We start from the raw sequence: 18,583 nt of genomic DNA on the forward strand, positions 1-18,583 counted from the left end.
CGCTAGGCGACGTCCAGACAAACGTATTTCAGATCGGTGAAGGCTTCGAGGCCATGGCGTGAGCCTTCGCGGCCAATGCCGGATTGCTTGACGCCGCCGAACGGGATCGGCGCGCCGGTGATCTTGACCCGGTTGATCGCGACCATGCCGTAGTCCAGCGCGCGGCCCAGGCGTGCCTGCCGCGCGCCGTTCTCGGTCACGACATAGGCGACGAGGCCATATTCGGTGGCGTTGGCGCGGGCGATGACTTCCGCTTCGTCATCGAACGGCGTTACGGCGGCGACCGGACCGAAGGTTTCCTCATGCATGATCAGCGCCACGTCCGGCACGTCGACGAGCAGCGTCGGCTGGTAGAACAGCGGTCCGGCCGCGTGGCGCTTGCCGCCGGTGAGGCAGCGCGCGCCGCGGGCGAGAGCGTCGGCCACCTGCTCCTCCACCTTCTTGACGGCGCGCTCATGCATCAGCGGTCCGATGTCGGCGTCGCCGGAGAGCCCGTTGCCGGTGCGCAGCCGCTCGATGCGGCGGGCGAAGGCGGCGCAGAACCGGTCGTAGATCTGGCGCTGCACGTAGATGCGGTTGGCGGCAAGGCAATCCTGGCCGGAGGTGGCGAATTTGGCGTCGAGCGCGATCGCCACCGCCTTCTCGATATCGGCATCGTCGAAGACGATCAGCGGCGCATGGCCGCCGAGCTCCATGACCAGCCGCTTCATCGTCGGCGCGCTCTGCGCGGCAATCAACCGGCCGACTTCGGTCGATCCGGTGAAGCTCATGGCGCGCACGCGGGCATCGGCGCACATCGTTCCGACGATCGTTCGTGCATCACCGGTGACGACGTTGAAGACGCCGGCCGGCAGTCCGGCGCGCTCGCCAAGCTCGGCCAGCGCCAGGGCCGAAAGCGGCGTTTCCGACGACGGATGCGCCACCACGGTGCAGCCGGCGGCGAGCGCCGCGGCGGCCTTGCGAGTGAGCATGGCGGATGGAAAATTCCACGGGGTCACGACGCCGACGACGCCGAGCGGCTCGCGGCGCACGGTCATCTCGGCATTGGGCAGATGACTGGTGACGCTCTCGGCGTTGAGGCGTTTTGCCTCCTCGGCATACCATTCGACGAAGGAGGCTGCGTAGTCGATCTCGCCGAGCGATTCCTTGAGCGGCTTGCCTTGTTCCAGCGTCATCAGCAGCGCCAGATCGTCCTTGGCAGCGATGATCAGATCGAACCATTTTCGCAAAATTCTGGAGCGCTCCTGCGGCATGGCCGACCGCCAGGCGGGCAGGGCGCGCGCTGCCGCATCGATTGCCTCTGTCGTCTGCCCGGCATCGAGCGCGGCGACGAAGGCCACTGTGGCGCCGGTGGCCGGGTCGGTGACTTCGAAGCTGGCGGCCGAATGGCCGGCCGTCCAGTGACCGCCGACATAGCCGAGATCGCGCAATAGCCGGCGATCGGCAAGACGGTCGAGTGCTTCGTGGCGGTGCGGGCGTGCAAAATGCGCGGACATTGATAGCTCCCTCACTTGGGATGTTCCCTCGATTGGGCGAAGCATCGGACGTGCCGGGCAAAAAAGGAGACTGTTTCGGCGTCCGTCCGTAGAGAGATTGTCTCTATTGGATTGCCCGGGGAGACGATCTCTCTGCGCTGAAGCGCGCCGTGATGTTTCAGATTCGCTTCGCGCGCTTTAGGTTTCGATCTTCCGCATGTCTTTGTCCCGAAACCGGTTCGCACTTTCGGGAGCCATGCTTCACGCTTGCCCCGGCAGCAGATCGGCCACGGGCAACACGGCGTCTTCCTTCACCGTCTTGGTGACGATGTAGGTGAAGTAACGGTCGATGCCGATCTCGCGTTCCAGCAGGCTATCCACCAGCCGCTGATAGGCATCGATGTCGCGCGCGATCACCTTCAGCACATAATCGACGCCGCCGCCGACCGACCAGCAGGCGACGATCTCCGGGATGTCGCGGATGACCCGCTCGAAGCGGTCGAAATCGGCCTGGCGGTGGCTGGCCAATGTCACTTCCATCAGCACGGTCGCCACCGGCGCGATCACGCGCATGGCGATCGCGGCGTGGTAGCCGGAAACGATGCCGGCCTTCTCCAGCTTGCGCAGCCGCATCCAGCAAGGGGTCGGCGACAGGCCGACCTTCTCGGCCAGCGCCAGCTTGGTGATGCGCCCGTCGCGCTGGATGGCGTCCAGGATCTTGAGGTCGATCGGGTCGAGTTTCGCTGCCGCCATGCCGGCTCCGTTTTTTGCTCGGGACAGCATGACGATGCATTATTTCGATTGTCAATTGCACTGATTTCGATCTCTAATAAGTCATGACATTATGGCAGCCAGATCCAGCGCTGATTCGACGACCGGCCTATCTCTCGCTGGCCGACCAATTCGCCCGCGCGATCCATGACGGGCGGCTCGCCAACGGCGCGCGGCTGCCGACGCACCGCCGCCTTGCGGACGACTTGAAACTTTCGGTGCAGACCGTCAGCCGCGCCTATGAGGAACTGATCCGCCGCGGCCTGATCTCCGGCGAGGTCGGACGCGGCAGCTTCGTGCAGACGCAGCGCCGCGAGCCGGAGCCTCCCTACCTCCCTGAGCGGCTGGGCGAGGTCATCGATCTCTCCATCCTGAAGCCGGTTTGCGAGCCGATGCATCTGGAGAAGCTGAAGCAGGCGCTCTCCTGGCTGGCCGAAAACCTGCCGTCGAGCGCCGCGTTGTCGTTCCGGCCGAACATGGTGTTCCCGCGCCACCGCGCGGTGGCGGTCGAGTGGCTGAAGCTCTGCGGCCTGGAAGCCTCACCGCAGAATATCTGCCTCACCAATGGCGCAACGGCCGGCATGACAGTGGCGTTGATGAGCGTCGCGCCACCCGGCTCGACTGTCGCCACCGAGGCGATCGGCCATCACACGCTGGTGCCGCTGGCCCGCTATCTCGGCTTCAATCTCGAGGGTCTGCCGATCGACGGCAACGGCCTGATCCCGGAAGCGTTGGACGAGGCCTGCCGGCTCTCGGACATCCGTGCCGTCTTCGTCCAGCCCTCGGTGATCAACCCGACGGCCACCTTGATGGACGCCACTCGACGCGAGCAGATCGCGGCGGTCGCGCGCAAGCACGACATCGCCATCATCGAGAACGACGTGCTTGGGCCTCTCGTCGAAGGTCGGCCGCCAGCCGTCGCCGCCTTCGCTCCAGAGCGAACCCTCTACGTCACCTCCTTCACCAAGATCGTCGTGCCGGGCCTGCGCATTGGCTATCTCGCGGTGCCGGACCGCTACGTCGCGGCCGTCGCCAACCGCCATCTCGTCTCGAACTGGATGGCGACACCGATGGTGGCGGAGATCGCGACGCGCTGGGTGAACGACGGCACGGCGATAGAGCTGGTCAACTGGCAGCGCGGCGCGCTGAGACGCCGGCAGGAGATCGCCGCCGAGGTGCTCACGGGGATCGACTACCGCGTCCATCGCGACGGGCTGCATCTCTGGCTTGAATTGCCGGGCGACCGCGCCGAGGAGAGCTTCGTCGCGCAGGCGCGCCTGCGCGGCGTGGCGATCGCGCCGGGCACTTCCTTCCGCATCGCCGACACGCTCTGGCATCCGGCCGTTCGTATCTCGCTCGGATCGACCACCGAAGGGGAACTGCGCGCCGGCTTGAGCGTTGTCGCCAAGCTCCTGCTTGGCGATCCGGAGCATCTCCTGCTCGCCATTTGATGCACAACAGAAGCGCAGATTGCCCTGAAATTGTGCCGTGCCCGAAATATTGTCATGATATTATTTTCCTAATTGACATGATTTGGCGCGTTTCGCATCGTTAAGGGCACAGGCTGCTCCAGAACGGGGAAATGTATTGCCCGCGCCCATCATCAAGGTCGATGCCATTTCGAAGAGCTTCGGCACCTTCAAGGTGCTGGACGGCCTGTCGATGCAGGTCATGCCGGGCGAGAAGCTGGCGCTGATCGGCCCGTCCGGATCGGGCAAGACGACGATCCTGCGCATCCTGATGACGCTGGAGAAGATCGACGGCGGCCACATCCAGATCGACGGCGAGCAGCTCTACCACACGGAGCGCAACGGTCAGTTGCTGCCGGCCGACGAGCGGCACCTCGCCAAGATGCGCCAGAAGATCGGCATGGTCTTCCAGCTCTTCAACCTGTTCCCGCACAAATGCGTCATGGACAACGTCACGCTGGCGCCGATGCTGACCAAAGGCGTGGCGCGCGCTGCCGCCGAAAAGCGGGCGATGGAGCTGCTCGACATGGTGGGGCTGGCCGACAAGGCCAAGGCGATGCCGGCGCAGCTTTCCGGCGGCCAGAAGCAGCGCGTCGCGATCGCCCGGGCGCTGGCGCTGTCGCCCAAGATCATGCTGTTCGACGAGGTCACCTCGGCGCTCGATCCCGAACTGGTCGAGGAGGTGCTCAACGTCATGCGCAAGCTCGCTGCCGAGACCGACATGACGATGCTGCTCGTCACCCACGAGATGGGCTTTGCCCACGATTTCGCCGACAGGGTGCTGTTCTTCGACCGCGGCAGGATCGTCGAGGAAGGCAAGCCCGATGAGATTTTCCGCCATCCCAAGCAGGAACGCACACAGGGTTTCCTGAAGAAGATCATCGCGGCCGGACATCGCGTCTGACCGCAATGCAAACGGGCGACGAAGTCGTCCCGGCAACGAGCCGCCCTCGGGGTCCAAACGCCCAAGTGGGCAAACCAAGAAGATAGAAACAAGGAGTTGGGAACGATGAAGAAACTTGGCATTCTGGCTGGCGTCGCCGGCCTCGCAGTGGCAGCGGTGTTGGTCGCCTCCGGTGCGCGTTCGGCCGACGACGCCAAGCTGGAGCAGCTCAAGCAGCAAGGCTTCGCCCGCGTCGCCATCGCCAATGAGCCGCCCTATACGGCGGTCGCCGCCGACGGCAAGGTCTCGGGCGCGGCGCCGGATGTGGCGCGCGAGATCTTCAAGCGCCTCGGCGTCAATGACATCGTCGCCTCCATCTCCGAATACGGCGCCATGATCCCCGGCCTGCAGGCCGGCCGCTTCGACGTCGTCACCGCCGGCCTGTTCATGAAGCCGGAGCGCTGCGCGGCGGTCGCCTATTCCGAGCCGGTGCTGTGCGATGCCGAGGCGATGCTGGTGAAGAAGGGCAATCCGAAGGGCTTCAAGAGCTATGAGGACATCGCCAAGGACAGCTCCGCCACCGTCGGCGCGCCCGGCGGCGGCACCGAGGAGAAGCTGGCGCTCAATGCCGGCGTGCCGCGTGATCGCGTCATCGTCGTGCCGGACGGCCAGAGCGGCCTGAAGATGGTGCAGGACGGTCGCATCGACGCCTATTCGCTGCCCGTTCTGTCGATCAACGACCTGGTCAAGAAGGCCAATGACCCGAACCTCGAAGTGATCGCGCCGGTGCAGGGCGCACCCGTCTATTGCGACGGCGCCGCCTTCAAGAAGGGCGACGAGGCGCTGCGCGACGCCTATGACGTCGAGCTCGCCAAGATGAAGAAGTCCGGCGAGTTCGCCAAGATCATCGAGCCCTACGGCTTCTCCGCCAAGGCGGCGATGTCGACGACGCGCGAGAAGCTCTGCGCGGCGAAGTAGTGCTCTTTGCCTTCTCCCCGCAAGCGGGGAGAAGGTGGCCCGAAGGGCCGGACGAGGGGCGGCGCCAGCATTTCAAGGTTAGCGCTGCCCTTCACCTGCCTGCCCGTCCTTCGCAGCAGCTGGGGAGGGTGAACCGGCATCTTCTGCCCGTTCAACGGGGAGAAGGAACCTAAACCGCAAACGTTGGAACCCAATGACCCAGTGGTCCGGCTATCTCGGCCTGATATTGCAAGGAGCGCTTGTCACCATCGAGCTGACGCTGATGGGATCGGTGCTGGCGCTCGTCATGGCTTTCCTCGCCGGCATGGGCCGCGTGTCGCGCTTCTTCATTATTCGGGCGTTGGCCACGACCTATATCGAGTTCTTCCGCGGCACGTCGATCTTCGTGCAGCTGTTCTGGGCCTATTTCGTGCTGCCCTTCGCCGGCCTGTCGCTGACGCCGCTCCAGGCCGGCGTGCTGGCGCTGGGGCTCAATGTCGGCGCCTATGCCGCCGAGGTCGTGCGCGGCGCCATACTGTCGATCGGCCGCGAGCAGTACGAAGCCTGCACGGCGCTCAATCTCGGCCGCTGGCAAGGCATGCGCCACGTGATCCTGCCGCAAGCGCTGCTGGTCATGCTGCCGACCTTCGGCAACAATGCGATCGAACTGCTCAAGGCGACCTCGGTCGTGTCGCTGATCTCGCTCGCCGATCTCACCTTCCAGGCGCAGGTGGTACGCTCGCAGACCGGCAGCACGCTGATGCCCTTCGTCTCGGTGCTCGTCATCTATTTCGTGCTGGCGCTGATCATTTCCTGGGGCGTGCGTTCGCTGGAGCGCCGCATGGCGCGCGGCCTCGACGGAGTGCGTGTCTGATGGAGTGGGCCAAGTAATGGAATGGGATTGGGACTTCGTCCGGCAGATCATGCCGACCCTGATCCAGGGCGTGAAGATCACGATCCTGGCGACGGTGCTCGGGTCGGTCCTGGCCGCCATCGTCGGCCTGGCAATAGCGCTGGCGCGGCGCTCGCCGAACCGGGCGGTGTCGCGCAGCGTCGGCTGGTTCGCCGAATTCATCCGCGGCACGCCGCTCCTGGTGCAGCTCTACTTCATCTTCTACGTGCTGCCCGATTTCGGCATCCTGTTGCCGCCTCTGGTGGCCGGCGTCATCGGGCTTGGCCTGCACTACGGCACCTATACGGCAGAGGTTTATCGCGCCGGCATCGACAATGTGCCGCGCGGCCAGTGGGAGGCCGCCAAGGCCTGCAACCTGAGTGGCCACCACACCTGGACGCATGTCATCCTGCCGCAGGCGATCCCGCCGATGATCCCGGCTCTGGCCAACTATTTCATCGCCATGTTCAAGGAGACGCCGCTGCTTTCTGCGATCACCGTGCTGGAGCTGATGAACCAGGCCAAGAGCGTGGCCAACAGCTACTATCGCTACATCGAGCCGATGACGCTGGTCGGCGCCTTCTTCCTCGTCATCAGCCTCTGCTCCGTCGTATTTTTGCGCTGGCTGGAGCACCGCTACGGCAGGATCGAAAGATGAAAGTCATGAAACCGTTGCCCGAAATCCGGCTGGCGCCGAGCCGGCCCGCCCTCGATGCGCGTCCGCTGGAAAAACGTGTCGGTCTGATAGCTCTAGCCACCGACCACACCAGCGAGGTCGACTTCCGCCGCATGGTGGCGAGCGAACGGATCGGCGTCTATGTCGCGCGCATTCCCTATGCCAATCCGACGACGCCGGAGAATTTGCGCAAGATGCAGCCGCAGCTTTCGGCGGGCGCGGCGCTGATCCTGCCGGACGAGCCGCTCGACGCCATCTGTTACTCCTGTACCTCGGCCTCCGTGGTGATCGGCGACGCCGAGATCGAAGCCGCGATCCAGGCGGCCAAACCGAACGTTCCCGTGGTCACGCCACCGATGGCGGGCGTACGCGGCCTTAAGGCTTTCGGGGTGAAGCGGATCAGCATTCTCACGCCTTACACCGTCGAGACCAGCCGGCCGATGGCGACCTATTTCGCCGCGCACGGCTTCGATATCGAGAGCTTCACCTGCCTCGGATTCGAGGACGACCGCGAGATGGCGCGGATCAAGCCTGCCTCCCTCGTCGAGCTGGCGCGCAAGGCCATGCATGCCCAGGCCGACGCGCTGTTCGTCTCGTGCACGGCATTGCGCGCGGCGCTTGCCGTTCCGGGCATGGAAGAGGCGATCGGACGCCCGGTTGTCACCAGCAACCAGGCCAGCGCCTGGAATTGCCTGCGGCTCTGCGGCGATGACGCGCCGCGGCCGGAGTTCGGCCGGCTGATGACAAAGCCGCTTGGACAGTAAAAATTATGTCCTGCGTACAAGAGCGACCCCTTCTGGCCTGCCGGCCATCTCCCCCTCAAGGGGGGAGATTAGCTGCTGCTACGCTTTCGCCAATCATCGACATTGCAGGAAGAGAGACGGTGCCGAAGCCGCGGATCACCCCCCTTGAGGGCAGGGGAATCGCACATGAGTAGAAAAGGACTCTTGTGCGGTATGTGGAAATCGATTCTGAGAGCCCTCTGGATGATCGGAGGTCGCGATGGTGTTTCTGGATGTATTCGGCGAGGTCCCGGATCCGCGGGACTTGACCGCGCAGCACCCGTTGCCCGAGATTTTGTTCGTCGCGCTCGCAGCGGTGCTTTGCGGGGCGACGCACTGCACGGAAATGGAGTTGTTTGCCAAGAACCGGCTCGATCTGTTGCGGCAGTTCATCCCGCTCGAACGCGGCGCGCCCAGCCACGACACCTTCAGCCGGGTGCTGGCGGCTCTCGATCCTGTCGCCCTCAACGAGGCCTTCATGCGCTTCATGGCCGCGTTCGGCGCGCAAGCGCGCATCGATGCGCCGACAGGCCAGGTCGCCATCGACGGCAAGAGCCTCAGACGCGCCTACGCCAAGGGTCGCTCGCATATGCCGCCGCTGGTGGTGACCGCCTTTGGCTGCGACACCTTCATGAGCCTGGCCCAGACCGTGGCCCAGGAGGGCGGCGAGGTGCAGGCCGCGATCGCGGCGCTCGAACTGTTGTCGCTCAAGGGGTTGACCGTCACCGCCGATGCCTTGCACTGCCATCGGCGCATGACCAAGACCGTGCGCGAGGGCGGCGGCCACTACGTCATCGCCATCAAGGGCAACCAGTCGAAACTGGCCACCGAAGCCAACGCCGCACTCGACAAGGCGGCGGCCAGCAAAGCAACCAAGTTCCATCAGACCGAAGAGGAGGCGCATGGTCGTCACGAGGTACGGCGCGCTTTCGTCATTCCCTTCGCACAGACGCCGGGCAAGAATGCCCTCGTCGACCTTTGCGCCATCGGCCGTGTCGAAAGCTGGCGCACCGTCAAGGGCAAGACCACACACAAGGTCCGCTGCTATGCACTGTCGCGCAAAATGCCGGCACGCGAACTGCTCGCCACAGTACGCCGCCACTGGAGCATCGAGAATGACCTGCACTGGCAACTCGACGTCCTGCTCGGCGAAGATCAACTCAGGGGTCGCAAGAACAACTCGGCCGCCAACCACGCCATACTGCGCCGCCTCACGCTCAATGTTCTCAGAGCCGATCCCGAAAACATTCCTCTCAGCCACAAACGACTCAAGGCACGATGGGCCGATCAAGACCTCCTCCGCCTCTTCACTCATATGCGATAGCCCTGCCCTTGAGGGGGAGATGGCCGGCAGGCCAGAGGGGGTCGCCCGATGACGCGCGCCGTCGCCTTCGCGGACATCCGTACCGCCCGCGAGCGTATCGCCAACAAGGTCGAGCGTACGCCGGTCGTGCTGTCGCAAAGCCTCTCCGATCGCGCAGGCCATCCCGTCCACCTCAAGCTGGAGCATCACCAGACCACCGGCGCGTTCAAACTGCGCGGCGCGTCCAACGCCATCGCCGCGCTGAGCCCGCAGGAGAGATCGCGCGGCGTCGTCGCGGCATCGACCGGCAATCACGGCCGCGCGCTCGCGCATGCGGCCATGCTCGAAGGCATGCGCGCGGTGATCTGCATGTCGAAGCTGGTGCCCGAGAACAAGCTCGATGCCATCCGTCCTCTCGGTGCGGATATCCGCATCGTCGGCAACAGCCAGGACGATGCACAGCAGGAGGTCGACAGGTTGGTCGCGGAGGAGGGCCTCGTCATGCTGCCGCCCTTCGACCACCCGGACATCGTCGCCGGGCAAGGCACGCTGGGATTGGAGATCATGGAACAGGTTCCGGACGCGGCAAGCGTGCTGGTGCCGCTCTCCGGCGGTGGATTGGCGGCCGGCGTCGCCGCGGCCGTCAAGGGTGTGAGCCCGAGCACCAGCGTCATCGGCATCTCGATGGAGCGAGGCGCCGCAATGAAGGCAAGCCTCGATGCCGGTCGGCCGGTGCAGGTCGAGGAACTGCCGACGCTCGCGGATTCGCTAGGCGGCGGCATCGGTCTCGACAACCGCCTGACCTTCGCCATGTGCCGCGACCTGCTCGACGACGTCGTCCTGCTTTCAGAGGAGGAGATCGCCGCCGGCATCCGCCATGCCTATGAGGAAGAGCGCGAGATCATCGAAGGCGCGGGCGCCGTCGGCATCGGCGCGCTGCTTGCCGGAAAGGTGAAGGCGAAAGGCCCGATCGTCCTCATCCTGTCCGGCCGCAATATCGACATGAGCCTGCATCGCCGCATCGTCTGCGGCGACCCTGCACTGGAGGAGAGCGCCGCATGAGCCGCATGACCATCCTCACCGAAGCGGAACTGCGCAAGATCGTGACGCTCGATCTCGACGCCGTCGCCTGCGTCGAGAATGCCTTCCGCGCTCTTGCCACGAAGCAAGTGGTGATGCCGCCGATCTTGAGGCTCGACATTCACGAGCATCGCGGCGAGGTCGACGTGAAGTCCGCCTATGTGCCCGGCATAGACGGCTTCGCCGTCAAGATAAGCTCCGGCTTCTTCGACAATCCGAAGCTCGGCCTGCCGAGCGGCGGCGGCATGATGGTGCTGCTTTCAGCAAAGACCGGCGTAGTCGAGGCGCTGCTGCTCGACAACGGCTATCTGACTGATGTCCGCACGGCGGCCGCCGGCGCTGTCGCGGCCAAGCATCTGTCGCGCGAAGAGTCCAGCGTAGCCGCGATCTTCGGTGCCGGCTTGCAGGCCGGCCTGCAATTGGAAGCCTTGCGCCTTGTCAGGCCGATCGAGGAAGCGCGCATCTGGGCGCGCGACGCCGCCAAGGGCGAGGCGACCGCCGCCCGCCTGCGCGAAAGGCTTGGCATCATGGTGCGCGCCGAGCCGGACGCGGCGAAGGCGGCGGCCGATGCCGACATCATCGTCACCACCACGCCGTCGACCGAACCGCTGATCAAGGCCGGGTTCGTCTCGGCCGGCCAGCACATCACCGCCATGGGCTCGGACGCCGAGCACAAGAACGAGATCGCGCCGGCGATCCTTCGCCTGGCCGATCTCTATGTCGCCGACAGCGCGAAGCAGACGCGGCGTCTCGGCGAACTCCACCACGCCATCGAGGCCGGCGTGATGGCCGCCGACGCCGAAGTCACCGAACTCGGCCAGATCATCGCCGAGAAGAAGCACGGCCGACGCTCGGACGGCGACATCACCATTGCCGACCTCACCGGCACCGGCGTGCAGGACACCGCGATCGCCACTTTGGCCCGCGACCGTGCACGGGCGGCGAAGGCGGGAACGATTTTGGAAAGCTGATGCTGGCCGTAAAGGCCCAAAAAACGAGGACCAACAAAATGCAGCCAAACCTGAAATTCTCGCGAAGCGAATTTGCCGATCGCCTCGCCAAGACGCGGAAAGCCATGCAGGCCAAGGGGGTCGACCTGCTGATCGTCAGCGATCCCTCCAACATGGCCTGGCTGACCGGCTATGACGGCTGGTCCTTCTATGTGCATCAAGCGGTCATCGTGCCGCCTTCGGGCGAGCCGGTCTGGTATGGCCGCGGCCAGGACGCCAACGGCGCCAAGCGCACCGCCTATCTCGCGCATGACAACATCATCGGCTACGCCGATCACTATGTGCAGTCGACCGAACGGCACCCGATGGACTACCTCGCCGCCGTGCTGGCCGAGCGCCGCTGGGACAAGCTCACCATCGGCGTCGAGATGGACAATTACTGGTTCTCCGCCGCGGCCTTCGCCTCGCTGCAGAAGCACCTGCCCAACGCCCGGTTCGTCGACGCCACCGCGCTGGTCAACTGGCAACGCGCGGTGAAGAGCGCGACCGAGATCGACTACATGCGCAAGGCCGCGCGCATCGTCGAGGCCATGCATAAGCGCATCGTCGACAAGATAGAGGTCGGCATGCGCAAATGCGATCTGGTCGCCGAGATCTACGATGCCGGCACGCGCGGCGTCGAAGGCATCGGCGGCGACTATCCGGCGATCGTGCCGCTGTTGCCGTCGGGCGCCGACGCTTCGGCGCCGCATCTCACCTGGGACGACAAGCCGATGAAGGCGGGCGAGGGCACGTTCTTCGAGATCGCCGGCTGCTACAATCGCTACCATTGCCCGCTATCGCGCACCGTCTTCCTCGGTAAGCCGACGCAGGCCTTCCTCGACGCCGAGAAGGCGACGCTGGAAGGCATGGAAGCAGGCCTTGCCGCGACGAAGCCGGGCAACGCCTGCGAGGACATCGCCAACGCCTTCTTCGCGGTGCTGAAGAAGTACGGCATCGTCAAGGACAACCGCACCGGCTACCCGATCGGCATCTCCTATCCGCCGGACTGGGGCGAGCGTACGATGAGCCTCCGCCCCGGCGACCGCACCGAGCTCAAGCCCGGCATGACCTTCCATTTCATGACGGGTCTGTGGCTGGAGACGATGGGACTGGAGATCACCGAGTCGATCCTGATCACCGAGACCGGCGTCGAATGCCTGGCCAACGTGCCGCGCAAGCTGTTCGTGAAGGATTGAGGCAATGTCAGCTCTGCGTCCATCTCCGATCACGCCGACCGTCGACTTCGAGCGCGACGGCGTGCAGCACGGCTTCCTGCGCCTGCCTTACAGCCGCGACGATTCGGCCTGGGGTTCGGTGATGATCCCAGCCTGCGTGATCCGCAACGGCAAGGGGCCGGCGGCGCTGCTCACCGGCGGCAATCACGGCGACGAATATGAGGGGCCGCTGGCGCTCTACGAGCTCGCCCGCACCCTCGACCCGAACAACGTCACCGGCACGGTCATCATCGTGCCGGCGATGAACTATCCGGCGTTCCGCGCCGGCACGCGCACGTCGCCGATCGACAAGGGCAACATGAACCGCAGCTTCCCCGGCCGGCCCGACGGCACGGTGACGGAGAAGATAGCCGACTATTTCCAACGCGAATTGCTGCCGCGGGCGGACATCGTGTTCGACTTCCACTCCGGCGGAAGGACGTTGGATTTCGTGCCGTTCTGTGCCGCGCACACGCTGCCCGACAAGGCGCAGGAAAAGAAAGCCTTCGCGGCGGTCGAGGCCTTTTCGGCGCCGTTCTCGATGCGCATGACCGAGATCGACACGGTCGGCATGTATGACACGGCGGCCGAGGAAATGGGCAAGGTCTTCGTCACCACCGAGCTCGGTGGCGGCGGCACGTCACGGGCCGAGACGGTGCGCATCGCACGCCGCGGCGTGCTCAACGTGCTACGCCATGCCGGAATCGTCGCTGGTGCGGTCGAGAAGGGCAGAACCCAGTGGCTCGACATGCCCTCGGGCGATTGCTTTGCCTTCGCCGAGGACGACGGCATGATTGAGACCATGGTCGACCTTGGCGAGAAAGTGGACGAGGGCCAGGTCGTGGCGCGCATCCATTCAACCGGCCGTACCGGCATGGCGCCACAGGAGATCAGGGCAAGGATGTCGGGCCTGCTGGCCGCGCGCCATTTCCCTGGCCTGGTCAAGGCCGGCGATTGTGTCTCGGTGCTTGCCGTCGAGGTCGACTGATCGCGGCGTCACCTGTCATGCAGAGCGTTTGAGAAAGCGAGTCGTGCGCAAGCCCAACTGCCTGCGTACGACTCGCGTTCAACCGTGGAACTGGTAGGCGGCAATGGAGTCGGGCTTCATCTCGATCGAGAAGCCCGGCGCCGCCGGCGGCATATAAGCCGCGTTCTCGATGACGCAGGGCTCGAGGAAATGCTCGTGCAGGTGATCGACATATTCGATCACTCGGCCCTGCTTGGTGCCGGAAACAGCGACATAGTCGATCATCGAAAGATGCTGGACATATTCGCACAAGCCCACGCCGCCGGCATGCGGCCAGACCGGCAGGCCGAACTTGGCGGCGATCAGCAGGACGGCCAGCACCTCGTTCAGCCCGCCCATGCGGCAGGAATCGATCTGCACGACGTCAATGGCGCCGCCGGCGATGAACTGCTTGAACATGATGCGGTTCTGGCACATCTCGCCGGTCGCGACCTTGATCGGCGCCACCGCCTTGCGGATCTTGGCATGGCCGGCGACGTCGTCCGGACTGGTCGGCTCCTCGATGAAGAAGGGCCTGGCGAAGGCGAGATCGCGCAGCCAATCGATCGCCTGGTCGACCTCCCAGACCTGGTTGGCGTCGATCATCAGGTAGCGGTCCGGACCGATCACTTCGCGGGCGATCCTGAGGCGGCGGATGTCGTCGGCGCGGTCGCGGCCGACTTTCAGCTTGATGTGGTTGAAACCCTGGTCGACCGCTTCCTGGCAGAGCCGCCGCAGCTTGTCGTCCGGATAGCCGAGCCAGCCGGCCGAGGTGGTGTAGCAGGCATAGCCTTGGCGCTCGAGCGTGGCGATGCGCTCGGCCTTCCCCGCTTCGGCTCGCTTCAGAATCTCCAGTGCCTCGGCCGGCGTGATCGCATCGGTGAGATAGCGGAAGTCGACGATGCGCACGATCTCTTCGGGGCTCATCTCGGCGACCAGGCGCCAGACTGGCTTGCCGGCTTCCTTCGCCCACAGGTCCCAGACCGCATTGACCACCGCGCCGACGGCGAGATGCATGGCCCCCTTGTCCGGGCCGATCCAGCGCAACTGGCTGTCGCCGGTCACGTGATGCCAGAAACGGCCGGGATCCTCTCTGACCCAGTCGAGGTCGAGTCCGACGACGAGATGGCGCAGCGCCTCGATCGCCGCGCAGCAGATCTCGTTGCCGCGGCCGATGGTGAAGGTGAGCCCGTGGCCCTTCAGCGAGGGCACGTCGGTGTCGAGGATGACGTAGGCTGCGGAATAATCCGGGTCGGGGTTCATCGCGTCTGACCCGTCGAGGTTTTGCGAGGTTGGAAAGCGCAGGTCGAAGACGCGAAGATCGGTAATGCGGGTCATGCTCGGTGCCTCATCAGATCGACCAGCCGCCGTCGATATTGTAGGCCTGTCCGGTCGTATAGGTGGCGCCGGCGAGATAGACTGCAAGATCGGCAATCTCCTCAGCCGTGCCAAGCCTGCCCATCGGCTGGCGGGCGATGAAGGCCGCGCGAGCCGCTTCGTAGTCGCCCTGCGCGCGCATGCGGCTTTCGAGCGACGGGCTCTCCACCGTACCGGGGCAGATCGCGTTGCAGCGGATGCCCCTCGCGACGTAGTCGGCCGCGATCGACTTGGTGAGGCCGATCACGGCCGCCTTGGTCACGCCATAGGCGAAGCGGTTCGGCACACCCTTCGGCGCGCCGGCGACCGAGGACATGTTGATGATCGCGCCGTCGCCGCGCTCCAGCATACCGGGCAGCACGGCGCGGATGGTGCGGATCATGGCGCGCACATTGAGATTGAAGGCGAAGTCGAGGTCCTCGTCCTTCATGTCGAGGATCGAGCCGGAATGGACGAAGCCGGCGCAGTTGAACAGCACGTCGACGCGGCCGATCTCGGCGAAGGCGGCCTTCACGGCCTCGTCGTTCAGCACATCGAGCTTGCGGGTTACGATCGCTTTATGGCCGCCGAGCTCGGCCAGCGCGGCTTCGTTGATGTCGGTGGCGTGGACAGTGGCGCCAGCCTCGGCAAAGGCCAGCGCGCTTGCCCGACCGATGCCCTGCGCCGCCGCGGTTACGACAACGATTTTCCCCGTAAGATCAGCCATGTTGTTTGTCTCCGTCTTTCAGCCGAGCCGGGGGGCGCCGTTCGACGATGTAGATATGATCGGCGGCGAGTACGACTTCGTCGCGCTGATTGATGACCTCGACGCGCTCGATGACGCGCCCTGAGTCCGGCCGTTTCGGATCGTCTTCTTTTGCTGCGATCGTCGTGCGCGTGCGGATCGTGTCGCCGATGAAGACCGGCTTGATGAAGCGCAGCCTGTCGTAGCCATAGGAGAAGGCCACCGGGTTGATCACGTTCGCCGTCAGGCCGACGCCGACCGAGAAGACGAGCGTGCCATGCGCGATGCGCTGGCCGAAGGGCGTCGTCTTCATGAACTCGGCGTCTATGTGGTGCGGAAAGAAATCGCCGGTGTGACCGGCGTGGACGACGAAGTCCGTCTCGGTGATGGTGCGGCCGCTGGTCAGCCGCGACGAACCGATCTCGTAGTCCTCGAAATAGATGACCTGTTCCATCTCGTGCCCTACGGCTTTGCTGAGAGCGGCGTCGCCGGCGCGGCGCTCGATTTATAGGCGGCCTCGACCAGCGCCATCGTGTTCCAGGCGTCCTCGACGGAACTGACCAGCTCGGCGTCCTCGCCAGACGCGAAGCGCTGGACATTGGCCATGCGCCCGACGAAGGCGTCGGGGAACCATTCGCCAATGAGCGGCACGCTGACCCAGTCGGAGCCACCTTTGGGATAGATCTCGAGCACGTCGGGCTCGCCGCGCGGATAGTCGAGATTGAGGCCGAGCTTGACGTAGGCGGCGCCCTCGGTGCCGCAGACGCGGAACTCGCAGGCCTGATGCCGCCGGCCGAACTTGTGGTCGTGGTTGATCGAAAGCGCGCAGCGCACCGTGTCGCCATAGTCGAGGATGGCGCTGGTGCGTGTCTGCGCGACCTTGTGATTGGGGTGACCGAGCGTCTTGGCATGCACGCCCTTCGGGTCGCCCAACAACTGCCGGATCAGGTCGAGATAGTGGATCGAGTGCATGGCGATCTCGACGCGCGGCGCCTTGAGCAGAAATTCCCAGAGCTGCCACGGCGTCGCGAGCGCCAGCCAGGCGTCGAAGTCCACCACCTCGCCGAGCCAGCCCTTGGCGATCGCGTCCTTCAGCGCCAGCATCATCGGCGCGAAGCGGAGCTGGAAATTCACGGCAGCCTTGAGCTTCTTGGCGCGGCAGATTTCGAGGATCTCGGTCGCCTCGCCGAGATAGTTGCCCATCGGCTTCTGGATCAATGCGACCGCACCGTCGGGCAGGGCCTTCAGCACCTCGGCGTGCCGGCCGGGCGGCGTCGCCAGATCGAAGATCGCGTCCTTGACGGCGGCCGCCTCGTCCACCGAGCGGAACGCCGTCACGCCCCACTGCTCAGCCAGTTTTCCGGCCTTGGCATGGTCGGGATCGTAGAGGCCGGCAACCGGAAAGCCGGCCTTGCGATAGGCCGGAAAATGCGCGTCGCCGACGATCGAGCCGGCACCGAAGGTGACGATCGGGCGCGGCTTTGCAGGCGCCGGCCAGGACTGCGCCAGCGATCGAGGATCGAAAGCGTCAGTCATGGTGGAAGACTTCATCCATCATCGCCCACCATTCGCCTTCCTGCCTGGTCGGCAAAGGCTCCTGGCAAGGCATGCAGACCGCCCACCATTCCTGGGTCGTGGGGTCCGCGGCCATCTTGGCCATGTCGGCGGCGTAGTCGGTGCCGTGATACTCGAAATAGGAGAACAGCAGGTTCTCCGGCCGCTTGAGGTAGATCGAGTAGTTCTTGATGTTGCAGGCCGAGATCATCTTGAGCACGTCCGGCCACACGGCGGCGTGCAGGCGCGCATATTCCTCGACCTTCTCCGGCTTGAGGCCGAGCACCATGCCCATTCGCTGCATCTCAATCCCTCCGTCCGGTGACGGTGACGTCGAATTCGGCGATGCTGCGCGCCTTGAGCGCGTCGAAATCCCAGTCGATGCCGAGGCCCGGCTCGCTCGGCGCCAGCGCATGGCCGTTTTCGATCACCATCTTCTTGCCCGTCAACTCGTCCAGCTGCGGAATGTATTCGACATATTTGCCGTTCGGCACCGCGCAGGCCAGGCTGACATGCAGTTCCATCAGGAAATGCGGGCAGACGGGCATGTCGAAGGCTTCCGCCATATGCGCCACCTTCAGCCAGGGCGTGATGCCACCGATGCGGCCGACATCGACCTGCACGACGTTGCAGCCGCCCTTCTGCATATATTCGCGGAAATGACGGATCGAATAAAGCGACTCGCCGACCGCCACCGGCGTCGCGGTCGAATTCGACAGCCGCACATGGCCGTCGATGTCGTCCGCGGGCAGCGGCTCCTCGATCCAGGCGAGATCGAGATCGCGCAGCCGCTCGGCGCGCCTGATGGCCTCGTCGACGGAAAAACCCTGGTTGCAGTCGGTCATGATCTCGTAGCCGTCGCCGACAGCCTTTCGCACGGCCGAAAGCCGGGCGAAGTCCTCCGAGCCGTGCGGCTTGCCGATCTTGACTTTGGAGCCGCTGAAGCCTTTCGCCTTGGCGGCTACCGCGTCCTCGACGAGCGCTTCCGTCTCGATGTGCAGCCAGCCGCCTTCGGTGGTGTAGAGCGGGCAGCGGTCCTTGGTGCCGCCGGCAAGCTTCCAGAGCGGCAGCTTCTGCTTCCGCGCCCGCAGATCCCAGAGCGCAGTGTCGATCGCGGCGAGCGCGATGCCCGTGATGGCGCCGATGGTCGTGGCATGGGTCGCGAATTCGAGATCGTGCCAGATGGCCTCGATCCGGTCGGCATCCTCCCCGACCAGGCGCGGCGCCAGGTGATCGGCCAGAAGCCGCATCACCGAAGAGCCACCGGTGCCGATCGTGTAGGAATAGCCCATGCCGACCGCGCCGTCGGCGTCGGTGATGGTGACGATCGGAGTTTCCTGGCTGACGAAACTCTGGATCGCGTCGGTGCGCTTCACCTTCGGCACCAGATCGACCATTGCAAGCTCGACTTTCTCGATCTTCGCCATC

Annotated in this window: 19 protein-coding genes; 11 read left to right on the forward strand and 8 right to left on the reverse strand. The window is 64.9% G+C overall.

Annotated elements, in window-relative coordinates:
- Positions 1 to 2: 2 nt before the first annotated feature.
- Both QAZ22_RS12165 and QAZ22_RS12170 read right to left on the reverse strand, forming a co-directional pair.
- Positions 3 to 1,496: an NAD-dependent succinate-semialdehyde dehydrogenase gene (locus tag QAZ22_RS12165; RefSeq protein ID WP_278206989.1), complete on the reverse strand. Its 1,494-nt coding sequence runs from the start codon at positions 1,494 to 1,496 to the stop codon at positions 3 to 5.
- 240 nt (positions 1,497 to 1,736) lie between these two features.
- Positions 1,737 to 2,228, reverse strand: a complete 492-nt coding sequence (locus tag QAZ22_RS12170; protein ID WP_278206990.1) for an Lrp/AsnC family transcriptional regulator — start codon at positions 2,226 to 2,228, stop codon at positions 1,737 to 1,739.
- 83 nt (positions 2,229 to 2,311) lie between these two features.
- Between QAZ22_RS12170 and QAZ22_RS12175 the strand changes: the two genes are divergently transcribed.
- The 11 genes from QAZ22_RS12175 to doeB all read left to right on the forward strand — a co-directional run bounded on the left by QAZ22_RS12175 (position 2,312) and on the right by doeB (position 13,482).
- A complete protein-coding gene (locus QAZ22_RS12175) occupies positions 2,312 to 3,697 on the forward strand; it encodes a PLP-dependent aminotransferase family protein (RefSeq protein WP_278206992.1) in 1,386 nt (461 codons plus the stop codon).
- A 136-nt stretch (positions 3,698 to 3,833) separates the two neighbouring features.
- Complete coding sequence (ehuA, locus tag QAZ22_RS12180) at positions 3,834 to 4,619, forward strand: ectoine/hydroxyectoine ABC transporter ATP-binding protein EhuA (RefSeq protein WP_278206993.1); 786 nt, start codon at positions 3,834 to 3,836, stop codon at positions 4,617 to 4,619.
- A 105-nt stretch (positions 4,620 to 4,724) separates the two neighbouring features.
- The gene (gene ehuB, locus QAZ22_RS12185; protein ID WP_278074437.1) at positions 4,725 to 5,576 is read left to right on the forward strand and encodes an ectoine/hydroxyectoine ABC transporter substrate-binding protein EhuB; all 852 of its coding nucleotides are present in this window, start codon (positions 4,725 to 4,727) and stop codon (positions 5,574 to 5,576) included.
- Positions 5,577 to 5,769: 193 nt separating this feature from the next.
- On the forward strand, positions 5,770 to 6,429 hold the full coding sequence (gene ehuC / locus QAZ22_RS12190) for an ectoine/hydroxyectoine ABC transporter permease subunit EhuC (RefSeq protein WP_278206995.1): 660 nt from the start codon (positions 5,770 to 5,772) through the stop codon (positions 6,427 to 6,429).
- A 16-nt stretch (positions 6,430 to 6,445) separates the two neighbouring features.
- Positions 6,446 to 7,105, forward strand: coding sequence for an ectoine/hydroxyectoine ABC transporter permease subunit EhuD (ehuD, locus tag QAZ22_RS12195; RefSeq protein WP_278206996.1), 660 nt, complete (start codon positions 6,446 to 6,448; stop codon positions 7,103 to 7,105).
- A gap of 5 nt (positions 7,106 to 7,110) precedes the next feature.
- Complete coding sequence (gene eutA / locus QAZ22_RS12200; RefSeq protein WP_278207822.1) at positions 7,111 to 7,887, forward strand: ectoine utilization protein EutA; 777 nt, start codon at positions 7,111 to 7,113, stop codon at positions 7,885 to 7,887.
- Between the two features lie 238 nt (positions 7,888 to 8,125).
- On the forward strand, positions 8,126 to 9,229 hold the full coding sequence (locus QAZ22_RS12205) for an ISAs1 family transposase (protein WP_278204614.1): 1,104 nt from the start codon (positions 8,126 to 8,128) through the stop codon (positions 9,227 to 9,229).
- Positions 9,230 to 9,277: 48 nt separating this feature from the next.
- Positions 9,278 to 10,270 (forward strand): hydroxyectoine utilization dehydratase EutB, encoded by a 993-nt coding sequence (gene eutB / locus QAZ22_RS12210; RefSeq protein ID WP_278206997.1) that lies wholly within the window; start codon positions 9,278 to 9,280, stop codon positions 10,268 to 10,270.
- Positions 10,267 to 11,259, forward strand: a complete 993-nt coding sequence (locus QAZ22_RS12215; RefSeq protein ID WP_278206999.1) for a cyclodeaminase — start codon at positions 10,267 to 10,269, stop codon at positions 11,257 to 11,259. Before eutB ends, QAZ22_RS12215 begins: the two co-directional genes overlap by 4 nt.
- Positions 11,260 to 11,297: 38 nt before the next feature.
- Positions 11,298 to 12,476 carry an ectoine hydrolase DoeA gene (gene doeA / locus QAZ22_RS12220; RefSeq protein ID WP_278207000.1) on the forward strand — a complete coding sequence of 393 codons (1,179 nt, stop codon included), beginning with the start codon at positions 11,298 to 11,300 and terminating at the stop codon, positions 12,474 to 12,476.
- Positions 12,477 to 12,480: 4 nt separating this feature from the next.
- Positions 12,481 to 13,482, forward strand: coding sequence for a N(2)-acetyl-L-2,4-diaminobutanoate deacetylase DoeB (gene doeB, locus QAZ22_RS12225; protein ID WP_278207001.1), 1,002 nt, complete (start codon positions 12,481 to 12,483; stop codon positions 13,480 to 13,482).
- A 78-nt stretch (positions 13,483 to 13,560) separates the two neighbouring features.
- Here the strand turns inward: doeB and QAZ22_RS12230 are convergent, their stop codons facing one another.
- The 6 genes from QAZ22_RS12230 to QAZ22_RS12255 are packed head-to-tail and all read right to left on the reverse strand — an operon-like array spanning position 13,561 to position 18,582.
- Positions 13,561 to 14,838 (reverse strand): L-fuconate dehydratase, encoded by a 1,278-nt coding sequence (locus tag QAZ22_RS12230; RefSeq protein ID WP_278207003.1) that lies wholly within the window; start codon positions 14,836 to 14,838, stop codon positions 13,561 to 13,563.
- Positions 14,839 to 14,851: 13 nt separating this feature from the next.
- A complete protein-coding gene (locus QAZ22_RS12235) occupies positions 14,852 to 15,583 on the reverse strand; it encodes an SDR family oxidoreductase (RefSeq protein ID WP_278207004.1) in 732 nt (243 codons plus the stop codon).
- Positions 15,576 to 16,055, reverse strand: a complete 480-nt coding sequence (locus QAZ22_RS12240; RefSeq protein ID WP_278207006.1) for a MaoC/PaaZ C-terminal domain-containing protein — start codon at positions 16,053 to 16,055, stop codon at positions 15,576 to 15,578. Before QAZ22_RS12240 ends, QAZ22_RS12235 begins: the two co-directional genes overlap by 8 nt.
- Before the next feature lie 8 nt (positions 16,056 to 16,063).
- Positions 16,064 to 17,137, reverse strand: a complete 1,074-nt coding sequence (locus QAZ22_RS12245; protein WP_278207007.1) for a Gfo/Idh/MocA family oxidoreductase — start codon at positions 17,135 to 17,137, stop codon at positions 16,064 to 16,066.
- Entirely contained in the window at positions 17,130 to 17,459 is a 330-nt protein-coding gene (locus QAZ22_RS12250; protein WP_278207008.1) for an L-rhamnose mutarotase, read from the reverse strand. Before QAZ22_RS12250 ends, QAZ22_RS12245 begins: the two co-directional genes overlap by 8 nt.
- A gap of 1 nt (position 17,460) precedes the next feature.
- Positions 17,461 to 18,582 (reverse strand): mandelate racemase/muconate lactonizing enzyme family protein, encoded by a 1,122-nt coding sequence (locus QAZ22_RS12255; protein ID WP_278207009.1) that lies wholly within the window; start codon positions 18,580 to 18,582, stop codon positions 17,461 to 17,463.
- Between the last annotated feature and the right edge of the window lies 1 nt (position 18,583).

This window comes from Mesorhizobium sp. WSM4906, from assembly GCF_029674625.1.
Taxonomy (GTDB): domain Bacteria; phylum Pseudomonadota; class Alphaproteobacteria; order Rhizobiales; family Rhizobiaceae; genus Mesorhizobium.

What these genes read in the sequence shown, in the direction of transcription:
- QAZ22_RS12175 (WP_278206992.1), top strand. Translation starts at nt 2,312, where the DNA reads ATGACATTATGGCAGCCAGATCCAGCGCTGATTCGACGACCGGCCTAT.
- doeA (WP_278207000.1), top strand. Translation starts at nt 11,298, where the DNA reads ATGCAGCCAAACCTGAAATTCTCGCGAAGCGAATTTGCCGATCGCCTC.
- eutA (WP_278207822.1), top strand. Translation starts at nt 7,111, where the DNA reads ATGAAACCGTTGCCCGAAATCCGGCTGGCGCCGAGCCGGCCCGCCCTC.
- QAZ22_RS12245 (WP_278207007.1), bottom strand. Translation starts at nt 17,137, where the DNA reads ATGACTGACGCTTTCGATCCTCGATCGCTGGCGCAGTCCTGGCCGGCG.
- QAZ22_RS12235 (WP_278207004.1), bottom strand. Translation starts at nt 15,583, where the DNA reads ATGGCTGATCTTACGGGGAAAATCGTTGTCGTAACCGCGGCGGCGCAG.
- QAZ22_RS12250 (WP_278207008.1), bottom strand. Translation starts at nt 17,459, where the DNA reads ATGCAGCGAATGGGCATGGTGCTCGGCCTCAAGCCGGAGAAGGTCGAG.
- QAZ22_RS12255 (WP_278207009.1), bottom strand. Translation starts at nt 18,582, where the DNA reads ATGGCGAAGATCGAGAAAGTCGAGCTTGCAATGGTCGATCTGGTGCCG.
- eutB (WP_278206997.1), top strand. Translation starts at nt 9,278, where the DNA reads ATGACGCGCGCCGTCGCCTTCGCGGACATCCGTACCGCCCGCGAGCGT.
- QAZ22_RS12170 (WP_278206990.1), bottom strand. Translation starts at nt 2,228, where the DNA reads ATGGCGGCAGCGAAACTCGACCCGATCGACCTCAAGATCCTGGACGCC.
- ehuC (WP_278206995.1), top strand. Translation starts at nt 5,770, where the DNA reads ATGACCCAGTGGTCCGGCTATCTCGGCCTGATATTGCAAGGAGCGCTT.
- QAZ22_RS12215 (WP_278206999.1), top strand. Translation starts at nt 10,267, where the DNA reads ATGAGCCGCATGACCATCCTCACCGAAGCGGAACTGCGCAAGATCGTG.
- QAZ22_RS12205 (WP_278204614.1), top strand. Translation starts at nt 8,126, where the DNA reads ATGGTGTTTCTGGATGTATTCGGCGAGGTCCCGGATCCGCGGGACTTG.
- doeB (WP_278207001.1), top strand. Translation starts at nt 12,481, where the DNA reads ATGTCAGCTCTGCGTCCATCTCCGATCACGCCGACCGTCGACTTCGAG.
- ehuD (WP_278206996.1), top strand. Translation starts at nt 6,446, where the DNA reads ATGGAATGGGATTGGGACTTCGTCCGGCAGATCATGCCGACCCTGATC.
- QAZ22_RS12240 (WP_278207006.1), bottom strand. Translation starts at nt 16,055, where the DNA reads ATGGAACAGGTCATCTATTTCGAGGACTACGAGATCGGTTCGTCGCGG.
- QAZ22_RS12230 (WP_278207003.1), bottom strand. Translation starts at nt 14,838, where the DNA reads ATGACCCGCATTACCGATCTTCGCGTCTTCGACCTGCGCTTTCCAACC.
- QAZ22_RS12165 (WP_278206989.1), bottom strand. Translation starts at nt 1,496, where the DNA reads ATGTCCGCGCATTTTGCACGCCCGCACCGCCACGAAGCACTCGACCGT.
- ehuB (WP_278074437.1), top strand. Translation starts at nt 4,725, where the DNA reads ATGAAGAAACTTGGCATTCTGGCTGGCGTCGCCGGCCTCGCAGTGGCA.